This is a genomic window from Streptosporangium sp. LJ11 (genome assembly GCF_051918945.1).
Lineage (GTDB): Bacteria > Actinomycetota > Actinomycetes > Streptosporangiales > Streptosporangiaceae > Streptosporangium.
Map to the genome: position 1 here is coordinate 314,302 of NZ_JBPXMB010000007.1, position 9,324 is coordinate 323,625.

Sequence of the window (9,324 nt, forward strand, 5' to 3'; positions counted from 1 at the left end):
GTGAGCGTCGTCGACGCCCACGTCCACGTCTGGGGCGCGGAGCTGCTCGGCACCGGCTGGCTCGCCGAGCCGGCGTCGGGGGCGATCCGCCGGATATTCACGCTCGACGACCTCGCCCCCGAGCTCGCAACGACGGGCGTCGCCCGCGTGGTGCTGGTCGCCGCCGAGGAGAGCGACGCGGGATCCGAGCGGCTGCTGGCGGGCGCCGCCCACGACCCGCGGGTCCTGGGCGTGGTCGCCTGGGTGGAGCTCGCCCGCCCGGACGCGGCGGAACGGCTCGCCGCCCTGCGCGCCGCGCCCGGCGGCACCCTGCTGCGCGGGGTGCGGCAGTCGCTCACCGCCGCCCCGGCCGGCTGGTGGACCGACCCGGCGACGGTGGCGGGGCTCATCGCCCTGGAGAGGGAGGAGCTGTTGCTCGAGCTGCTCATCTCGGCCGCGCAGCTGCCCGAGGCCGCCGCGCTCGCCGCCCGCCATCCGGGGCTGGCCGTCGTGATCGACCACCTGGCGAACGCGCACGAGCCGGATGCCGACCCACGGTCCTGGCGCACCGCGCTCGATGAGCTCGCCCGGGCCCCGCGCGCGGTCGCCAAGGTCTCAGGGCTCGGTGACGACGAGGGAAGGGCCGTGACACTGCTCGCCGCCGCTCGGGCCGCGCTCGGAGCCGACCGGCTCCTGTGGGGCTCCGACTGGCCGGTTCTGCTGCTGCGCGACGACTACGCGGGCGAACGCGCCCGCGTCGAACGGCTGCTCGCGGGCTGGCACCCCGCCGAGCGCGCCGCGGTGCTCGGCGGCACCGCCGCCCGGGTCTACGGGGGCGCGCGATGAGGCGACCGCTACCGGCCGGTCTAGACGAGTAAGTCCTAAAACTGAGAACGGGTAAGGCGGGACGTACCGGCTGATGAGCCCACCCGTGGAGCGCGTCGGCAGTGGGGCGAATGTCGCCCACCCGGGCTGCGCCTCACGACAGACGAACCTGCCCCCGACGCCAGAGCAGAAGCGACGAAGGGTGTCGAGGATCGATGTGTGACCAACGACCTCGACACCCTTCTGACCGCACTGTATGTCAGGATCGATGACTGGCTCACCCAGACGGGTCAGCACGTTCGCCTGGGCCGCCCACCGCGCCTGACCGACGCCGAACCACTCACCGTGGCCATCGCCCAGGCCCTGCCCGGCATCCGCTCCGAGACCCGCCGGCTGCGGTTCCTGCCTCGCCATCTGCCCGGCGCCTTCCCCTGTCTGCCCGGCCAGTCCGGCTACGACAAGCGCCTGCGCAGCGCACTGCCCCTGCTCCAGCGCACCATCTGCGCGCTGGCCCACGACAGCGACCTGTGGGCCGACCCGATCTGGGTCGTCGACTCCACCCCCGTCGAATGCGGCCGCTCGTGCCCTGCGAGGTGTGCGACTGCTGCGGCCCTCCTACCGCAACCTCGCTCCCCGGCCCGGCGAGCAGTTCCTCGAACCGATCCGCCAGCTGATCGAGTCGGTCAACGACACCCTCAAGGGCCGGCTCGACCTGGAACTGCACGGCGGGCGCAGCCCGAGCGGCGTCGCGGTCCGTGCCGCCCAGCGGATCCTGGCGTTGACCGCCGCGATCCGGCACTACCGCGCCACCGGCCAGCCCGTCACCCGGTCACTGATCGCCTACGACCACTGACCGGACTTCGGACCTGCTCGTCTAGGACGGCGCCCTCGGCACGAGAAGGCCGGCGACCGGGATGCGCGGCCGCGCGCCGTCGGGGGTGTTCTCCCTCCCGGGGGTCCGGACGCGGCCGACCCCGTGCGGGAGAACACGCGACCCCGTCCGGAAGGCGTGCGAGGAGAAGGTGGAGAGCGCCGCCCGCCCGGGGGGTGAAAGGCACAGGCGGGCGGCGCCGTTGAGGAGCCGCTCAGCGCAGGGACAGCTGGAGCAGCAGGTCCTTCACCTCGGTGGCGGCGATCCGGTCGCTGGCCACGGACGGGTCGGAGCAGAGCAGCACCGGGCCGTCGAGGGGGTCGTCGGGAAGGCGGCCGTGCGAGCCCCGGATGGCGCGGGCGCCCGCGTCGAGGCCGACGACGTTCATCGTGTAGCGCATGCCGGTCTTCTTGCGCAGCAGCGCCACGGCGGCCCTGCGCTTGGCGGCGCCGGGGGCGGCGGGGTCGAAGAACAGCTCGGCGGGGTCGTAGCCGGGCTTGCGGTGGATCTCGACCAGGTTGGCGAAGTCGGGACGCCTGGCGTCGTCGAGCCAGTAGTAGTAGGTGAACCAGGCGTCCGGCTCGGCGACGAGGACCAGCTCCCCCGCCCGGGAGTGCGCCAGCCCGTTCCTGGCCTTGCCCTCCTCGTCGAGCACCTCGGCCACCCCGGGCAGGCCCGCGCAGAGCTTGGCGACGGCCGGGATGTCGGCGGGGTCGGCGACGTAGACGTGGGCCACCTGGTGGTCGGCGACGGCGAACGCGCGGGAGGTCCAGGGGTCGAGATACTCCATGCCGTCCTGGGTGTAGACCTCCAGCAGTCCCTCGGTCCGCAGCAGCCGGTTGATGTCGACCGGGCGGGAGACGTCGGTGATCCCGTACTCCGACAGGGCCACCACGGTGGTCCCGCGCGCGGCGGCGGCGTCCAGCAGGGGGGCCAGCACGGTGTCGAGCTCGGAGGCGGCGGCGGCCGAGCGCGGGTCGGACGGGCCGAACCTCTGCAGGTCGTAGTCCAGATGCGGCACGTACGCCAGGGTGAGATCCGGGTCGTGGTCCTTCATGATCTGCTCGGTGGCGCGGCAGATCCAGGTGGACGAGGCGATTCCCGCGCCCGGGCCCCAGTAGGTGAACAGCGGGAAGGCGCCCAGCTTGCCGGTGAGCTCGTCGTGCAGCTCCGGCGGGTAGGTGTAGCAGTCGGGGTCCTTGCGCCCGTCGGCGCGGTAGATGGGCCGGGGGGTGACCGTCCAGTCGACGTCGGCGCCCATCGCGTACCACCAGCACACGTTGGCCACGGTGAAACCGGGCCGCTCGCGCCGGGCGGCGTGCCACAGCTTGTCCCCGCCGACCAGCGCGTTGTGCTGGCGCCACAGGAAGACCTCGCCGAGCTCGCGGAAGTACCAGCCGTTGCCGACGACGCCGTGCTCGGTGGGCGCGACGCCGGTGAGGAAGGTCGACTGGGCCGAGCAGGTGACGGCGGGCAGCACGGTGCCGAGCTCGGCCTGGAAGCCGCCGTCGGCGACGGCGCGCAGCCTCGGCATGTGCGCCAGCAGTCTCGGGGTGAGCCCCACCACGTCGAGGACCAGCAACGATGTCATGCTTTCACTCCAAGGTCGCGCATCTCGGCGCGGGCGAAGTCCAGCTCGTCGGCGATGCCCGCGGCGAGCTGCTCGGGGGTCTGCGGGCGCAGTGCGGGTGGCAGCACGCCCCAGGTGTAGGTCTCCACGTCGAAGTGGTCGCAGAGCGGCTCGGGGCCGCCGACCAGCTCCGCGAGGGCCTCGCGGAGCACCGGCACGGTGGTGCCGAGCGGCGCCTGCGGTGCGACGTGCAGCGGTACGTGGTAATGAACCCGCCACGGTCCTGGCAGTTTCCGCTCGAACGCCTCGTCGAGGTCGTCGGCGTCGTCGCCGGCCGCGTTGCGGGTCTGGTGCAGGAAGCGCGGCTCGACGTACTCGCGCAGGGTCTCCGGGTCGTCGCTCTCCAGGGCCGCGGAGACCTGCACCTTGACGACGGGCAGGCCCGCCTCGGCGTACCGGCGCAGCGCGTCGGCGGGCCGCTCCCAGGCGCACGCCAGGTGGGCGAGGTCCAGGCAGATGCCGAGCCGGTCGGTGTCGACGCCGGACAGGGCGCGCACGGCCTGCCCGGTGGTCTCCACCACGCAGCCGGGCTCGGGTTCGAACGCCACCCGGATGACGCGGCCGGTGGCGGACTCGACGGCGGCGAGCCCGGCGGCGAGCTTCTCGAGCCCGCGCATGGCGAGGCGGGACATGTCCTCGTCCCAGGGGTCGCGCCAGGCGAGCGGGAGCGTGGAGATCGACCCCCTGGCGGCGTCGTCCGGCAGGAGGGCGGCCAGGATGTTCGCCAGGTCGATGGTGTAGGTGAGCCGTTCGGAAGTGGTCCAGTCGGGGTGGTAGACCGCGTGCTTGACCACCGGGTCCTGGAACGAGCGGTAGGGGAAGCCGTTGAGCGTCACGACCTCCAGCTCCCGCGCGTCCAGCTCGCGGCGGAACCCGGCCAGCAGCGCGGGGTCGGCGGCGAGCGCGGCGGCGACGGGCGCGGCCAGCCAGAGCCCGAGCCCGAGCGTCTCGGCGCCGAGGCGGGCGCGGATCGGCACCGCGTACGTGTCGAGCTGCTCGACGATGCCGTCGAGGTCCTCGGCCGGGTGCACGTTGGTGCAGTAGCTGAGGTGCAACGTCCGTCCGCCGGGGTGACGCAGCCGCATCAAGACCCTCCGCGCTTGATGGAACTGCCCTCGAACGTGGCCTCCCGCGCCCCGGCGACCTCGGACAGGTCCAGGCGTCCCGACTGGCCGTAGAACTCCACGGGGTTGCGCCAGAGCACCCGGTCGACGTCGTCCTCGCTGAACCCGGCCTCCAGCATCGCCCTGCCGGTCTCCAGGGTGAGCAGCGGGTCGGACACGCCCCAGTCGGCGGCGGAGTTGACCAGCACCCGCTCCAGGCCGTGCTCGCGCAGGATCTCCACCATGCGGGGCGGCGACATCTTGGTCTCGGGGTAGATGGAGAAGCCCATCCAGCAGCCCGAGTCGTGCACGATGCCCGCGGTGACCTCGTTGAGGTGGTCGACGGCGACCCGTCCGGGCGCGATTCCGGACGAGGCGACGACGTCGAGGGTGCGCTGGGTGCCCCTGGCCTTGTCGCGGTGCGGGGTGTGCACGAGCGCGGGCAGCTCGTGGTCGACGGCCATCGCGAGCTGCCGTTCGAAGGCGTCGTCCTCGGCGGGGGTCATCGAGTCGTAGCCGATCTCGCCGACCGCGACGACGCGGTCCTTCTCCAGGTAGCGCGGGAGCAGGTCGAGCACGGGCCGGCAGCGCGGGTCCCCGGCCTCCTTGGGGTTCAGCGCGATGGTGGCGTGGTGCAGGATGCCGAACTGCCCCGCGCGGTACGGCTCCCAGCCGATCAGCGAGTCGAAGTAGTCGGTGAACGAGCCGGGGTTGGTGCGCGGCTGGCCCAGCCAGAAGGCGGGTTCCACGACGGCGAGCACCCCGGCGGCGGCCATCCTCGCGTAGTCGTCGGTGGTGCGCGACGTCATGTGGATGTGCGGGTCGAAGATCCGCATCAGGCCTCCTTCTCGCTGGTCGGACGGTCGGATTTCTCGCTGGTCAGGCGGCCGAGCAGTGCGGTCGCGTCGTCGGGGGTGTGGCGCCCGGCCGCGGTTCGCTCCTCGGCGAACGCGGCCAGCATCCCGGCCAGTTCGGCGTCGGCCCGCTCCTCCAGCCGGTCCACGGCGGCGAGCGGCACGCCCATGAACACGCACTTGAGCACCGCCTGCCGCCACATGGTCTGGTCGAGGTGGCGGGCGTAGGGGCCGAGGGCGGCGGCCACCAGGCGGGTGTCGTTGGTGCGGATCGCGTCGTGCAGGAGCGATACCGCCTCCGCGCCGAGGGGCAGCAGCGGCAGGGCCTTGAGCACGGCGCGCTTCTCGTCGGCGTCGCCGTACCGGTAGAGGTCGGCGACCTGCCCGGCCACCGCGTCCGGCGGGAGCGCGGCGAGCAGGACGGCCCTCGCCGCCTCGTCGGCGGTCCAGCCGGGTGCGTCCGGCAGCGGTGCCCGTCCGGCGCGCCGTCCCGCGGAGGCGAAGTGCCGCGTGACGCTCTCGGGCTTGGCGGCGACGCTTTCACGCGCGCCGGCGAGCCACTCCTGGTCGAGCGCCTTCAGCAGGCCGTCCGTCTGGATGTTCGGTCGTGGGGTCATGCGTTCGTCCCTTCTGCGGCGGCCGCACGCAGGAAGTCCAGGGATCGGGCGGCCACCTGCGGCGCGGCGTGCGAGTGGCGGGGCAGCTCGACCGCGACGAGGCCCCGGTAGCCGCAGCCGGTCAGGGCGCGCAGCACGGGAGGGAAGTCGATCTCTCCCTCGTCGAACTCCAGGTGCTCGTGCACGCCGCGGCGCATGTCGTCGATCTGCACGTTGACCAGGTGTTCGGCGACGGCCCTGACGCAGTCGGGGACCGGGTCGGGTTCGAGGCAGCGGCAGTGGCCGATGTCCAGCGTGATGCCGAACCCCGGCGGCTCGCCGAGCTCGGCGTGGAGCTTGCGCCATCCGGCGATCGTCTCGACGAGCATGCCGGGCTCGGGTTCGAAGCCCAGCGGCACGCCGGCGGCACCGGCCGTCTCGGCGAGCCGGGCGCAGCCGTCGACGAGCCTGGCCCAGGCCGTGGCCTCGTCGACCGTCTCCGGGCGCACTCCCGCCCAGAACGACACCGCCTCGGCTCCCAGGTCGGCGCCTATGGCGACCGCCCGGTTCAGGAAGTCCAGGCGCGTCTCGCGCTCGTCGTGCAGCAGCGTGGGGGCGTGCTTGTGCCACGGGTCCAGCAGGTAGCGGGCCCCGGTCTCGACGACCACGCCGAGCCCGAGGTCGCGCAGCAGGTCGGCCGTGGCCGCGACCCTGCCCGCCAGCCCTTCCTCGTACGGGTCCAGGTGGTCGTGGTCGAGCGTGAGGGCGACCCCCTGGTAGCCGAGGTCGGCGATGACCCGGAGCGCGTCGGCGAGCCGGTGGTTGGCGAACCCGTTGGTGCCGTAGCCGAACCTCGGCCCGGCGCCCACGTCGGTTCCGGTGCTGGTGCCGGTGCTGCCGGAGCTCACGTGGGGGACACCTTCCTCGCGAGGGCCCGCCCGAGCGGGACGGCCGCCGCGACCGCGATGCCCTCGCGGATGGCGCCGCTGCGGGCGACGAGCGCGCCCTGCAGGGCGGGCAGCGCGACGATGCCGGTGCCGACGGCGGCCCGCAGCCGGGAGGCCGACGGCTCGGCGACCGCCTGGGCCTGGGACAGGCCGAACCTGGCGGCGTACCAGCCGGTGAGGCCCGCCTGCACGGCCCGCACCACCTGCGCCGCGCGCGCGGTCTGCGGCCGCGACGGCGCGTCGCCGCGTCCCAGGGCGGTGGCCACGGCGAGCGCGACGGTACCGGCCAGGGTCGCCACCGGGAGGCTCCGGTCGGAGCCGGACACCTCGGCTCGCGACAGCGCGGTGAGCAAGTAGGTGTGGGCGGCGACGGTGAACGCCGAGGGCAGCGCCTCCGCGACGCTCCGCCCCGGGGTGGCGCCCAGCAGCACGTCGAGCCCCCGGCACAGCGCCATCGCCAGGGGACCCGCCGCGGTGTTCTTGGCCACCAGGTCGTACGACCAGACGGCGGCGGCGAGCGGGACGGCGACCGCGAGGGCCCGGCGGCCGCCGGAGAGCCCGGCCGCCGCGAGACCGGCGACGGTGAGCCCGGCGGCGATCCCGAGCGCGGCGCCGGGCGACACGCGGCCGGACGGGATCGGCCGCTCCGGGCGTTCCACCGCGTCCAGGTGGCGGTCGGCCCAGTCGTTGGCGGCCATCCCCGCCCAGTACAGGCAGACCGAGGAGCAGGCCAGGCCGAGGGTCCTGCCGCCGAGCACCTGCCCGGCGGCGGCCCCGGCGACGACGTCACCGGGTACGGACAGGGCGGCGGGGGCGCGCACGAGCTCCACGAGGTCGCGCAGCGACGGCATCAGACCGGCTCCTCTCCGCCGAGGGTGCCGGCGAACTCCCGGAGCACCCGCCACTGGTCGGCCAGCGCGTGCGGCACCACCCCGAGCGGGTCCTTGAAGAAGAAGGCCAGCTCGCTCAGCGGACCGGTGCGGCCGGAGCGGTGCGCCGCCGCCGTGAGCCTCGCCAGGTCCAGGACCAGGGGCGCGGCGAGGGCGGAGTCGCAGCCGTGCCAGGTGAACTCCATGCGCATGGGCGTACCCAGGAACCCCTCGAAGGTGACAAGGTCCCAGGCGGTCTTGAAGTCGCCTATGTCCTCCACATACTCGATGCGGGTCTCGCCCTGCGGGGTGTAGCCGAGCGTCTCGCCCAGCACCCGCTGCTTGCTGGCGGCCTTGGCGGCGTTGGCGGCGGGGTCGGCGAGGTTGGCGCCGTCTCCCCCGCCGAGGAGGTTCATCCCCGACCAGGTGCGGACCCGCAGGTTGCGCTGGGCGAACATCGGGGCGAGCACCGACTTGACGAGCGTCTCGCCGGTCTTGCCGTCGTGGCCTCCGTACGGCAGCCCCAGCAGGCCGGCGAGCCGGTCCAGGGCGGGCAGCCTGGCGCCCGTCGACGGGGTGAAGTCCACGTAGGGGCAGCCCGCGCGGAAGGCGGCGTACGCCGTCAGGGCGCTGGGCGGCAGCAGGTCCCGGGAGACCGCCAGCTCGGCCTCCAGCAGCTCCAGGTCGGCGTGGGCCGGATGGGGCTCGGGTGCCGGCTCGGTGGTCGAGACGTTGATGACGACGACCCGTTCCAGGCCGTGACGCAGCCGGAACTCGGTGATGTCGGCGCTGATCAGCTGCGCGGTCGCGGCCTGGTTCTCGGCGAGCGGCACCTGCCTCAGGTTCTCCTCGACGCGGGCGAGCTCGTCGCGCAGGGCCTCGACCAGCCGGGCCGGTACGATCCCGGCTCCGGCCAGCGCGGCCGCCTTCTTCTCCAGCGGGGTCGGCACGATGTCGTGCCCGCCGAACACCAGGTCGCCCAGACCTGGCAGCCCGGCGCCGCCGAACTCGGGGAGTTCCGTGACACAGCCCGTCGGCTGGGCGAGACCGGCGCGCACCGCGAGCGCCCCGATCACACTCGTGACGGCGACGGACCCTCGTGCTCCTACCAGCCACACTCCCGTACGCATCTGGCCTCCTGTGGTGAGTCGACTCCTGGGGGATGACGGTTTTCATCCGCCCGGCCGAGGCCGGACGGCGCCGATGACATCACCATTTCGGCCATCCGGTCGGAGGGGATGTCACGGCGGGCATACGTGGTCGTTAAAACGGAGGAGACGACCCCGCGGCGGGTCGAGCCGGGAGGCCCGACCCGCTTGTGCAAGGAATCGTACGTTGTGCGGATATTACGGATATATGTCTCAGGGCTATATTTTTCCGTCAGAGCAGCTCAACGTAAAAAAATTCTGTCAGCGAGCTCAGTCAGGAATCCCGGGCCGGGACTTTCGGCCCGGGAGGTTCGCCCTGAGGGGGTCGGTTCGGGGTCCAGGCCGGGTTTCCGCGCGGGTTTCAGCCGGGAGGTCCGGCTGAAACCCGCCGGGGTTTCGGCCTGGGGTTCGCTCCGAGGATCTGAGGGTTCAGTCCGAGGAGAAGGCGGCGTCGAAGGCGGTGGTGGGCGGGGTGATGGCGTTGAGCTTGCGGATGACGGCC

General features: G+C 73.4%; 8 protein-coding genes and 1 pseudogene. 2 read left to right on the top strand and 7 right to left on the bottom strand.

From position 1 onward, the window contains the following. Together ACTOQ3_RS13445 and ACTOQ3_RS13450 are read left to right on the top strand one after the other, a co-directional pair. Entirely contained in the window at positions 1 to 825 is an 825-nt protein-coding gene (locus tag ACTOQ3_RS13445; RefSeq protein WP_362693935.1) for an amidohydrolase family protein, read from the top strand. A 198-nt stretch (positions 826 to 1,023) separates the two neighbouring features. Continuing rightward, positions 1,024 to 1,657, top strand: a pseudogene (locus tag ACTOQ3_RS13450) (IS982 family transposase). A 232-nt stretch (positions 1,658 to 1,889) separates the two neighbouring features. Here the strand turns inward: ACTOQ3_RS13450 and ACTOQ3_RS13455 are convergent. From ACTOQ3_RS13455 to ACTOQ3_RS13485, 7 genes are read right to left on the bottom strand one after another with little or no spacing between them, the layout of a single operon-like run. Further along, positions 1,890 to 3,266: a nucleotide pyrophosphatase/phosphodiesterase family protein gene (locus tag ACTOQ3_RS13455; protein WP_440083720.1), complete on the bottom strand. Its 1,377-nt coding sequence runs from the start codon at positions 3,264 to 3,266 to the stop codon at positions 1,890 to 1,892. Beyond that, positions 3,263 to 4,390 (bottom strand): metabolite traffic protein EboE, encoded by a 1,128-nt coding sequence (gene eboE, locus ACTOQ3_RS13460; protein WP_440083721.1) that lies wholly within the window; start codon positions 4,388 to 4,390, stop codon positions 3,263 to 3,265. Before eboE ends, ACTOQ3_RS13455 begins: the two co-directional genes overlap by 4 nt. After that, positions 4,390 to 5,244: a TatD family hydrolase gene (locus ACTOQ3_RS13465; protein ID WP_440070222.1), complete on the bottom strand. Its 855-nt coding sequence runs from the start codon at positions 5,242 to 5,244 to the stop codon at positions 4,390 to 4,392. Before ACTOQ3_RS13465 ends, eboE begins: the two co-directional genes overlap by 1 nt. Further along, positions 5,244 to 5,879, bottom strand: a complete 636-nt coding sequence (locus ACTOQ3_RS13470) for an EboA domain-containing protein (protein WP_440083722.1) — start codon at positions 5,877 to 5,879, stop codon at positions 5,244 to 5,246. The genes ACTOQ3_RS13465 and ACTOQ3_RS13470 overlap by 1 nt, the downstream gene beginning before the upstream one ends. Continuing rightward, positions 5,876 to 6,766, bottom strand: a complete 891-nt coding sequence (locus tag ACTOQ3_RS13475; RefSeq protein WP_440083723.1) for a sugar phosphate isomerase/epimerase family protein — start codon at positions 6,764 to 6,766, stop codon at positions 5,876 to 5,878. Before ACTOQ3_RS13475 ends, ACTOQ3_RS13470 begins: the two co-directional genes overlap by 4 nt. Next, positions 6,763 to 7,656: an SCO3242 family prenyltransferase gene (locus ACTOQ3_RS13480; protein WP_440083724.1), complete on the bottom strand. Its 894-nt coding sequence runs from the start codon at positions 7,654 to 7,656 to the stop codon at positions 6,763 to 6,765. Before ACTOQ3_RS13480 ends, ACTOQ3_RS13475 begins: the two co-directional genes overlap by 4 nt. Beyond that, complete coding sequence (locus ACTOQ3_RS13485; protein WP_440083725.1) at positions 7,656 to 8,804, bottom strand: inositol-3-phosphate synthase; 1,149 nt, start codon at positions 8,802 to 8,804, stop codon at positions 7,656 to 7,658. Before ACTOQ3_RS13485 ends, ACTOQ3_RS13480 begins: the two co-directional genes overlap by 1 nt. Between the last annotated feature and the right edge of the window lie 520 nt (positions 8,805 to 9,324).

What these genes read in the sequence shown, in the direction of transcription:
- ACTOQ3_RS13455 (WP_440083720.1), bottom strand. Translation starts at nt 3,266, where the DNA reads ATGACATCGTTGCTGGTCCTCGACGTGGTGGGGCTCACCCCGAGACTG.
- eboE (WP_440083721.1), bottom strand. Translation starts at nt 4,390, where the DNA reads ATGCGGCTGCGTCACCCCGGCGGACGGACGTTGCACCTCAGCTACTGC.
- ACTOQ3_RS13465 (WP_440070222.1), bottom strand. Translation starts at nt 5,244, where the DNA reads ATGCGGATCTTCGACCCGCACATCCACATGACGTCGCGCACCACCGAC.
- ACTOQ3_RS13470 (WP_440083722.1), bottom strand. Translation starts at nt 5,879, where the DNA reads ATGACCCCACGACCGAACATCCAGACGGACGGCCTGCTGAAGGCGCTC.
- ACTOQ3_RS13480 (WP_440083724.1), bottom strand. Translation starts at nt 7,656, where the DNA reads ATGCCGTCGCTGCGCGACCTCGTGGAGCTCGTGCGCGCCCCCGCCGCC.
- ACTOQ3_RS13485 (WP_440083725.1), bottom strand. Translation starts at nt 8,804, where the DNA reads ATGCGTACGGGAGTGTGGCTGGTAGGAGCACGAGGGTCCGTCGCCGTC.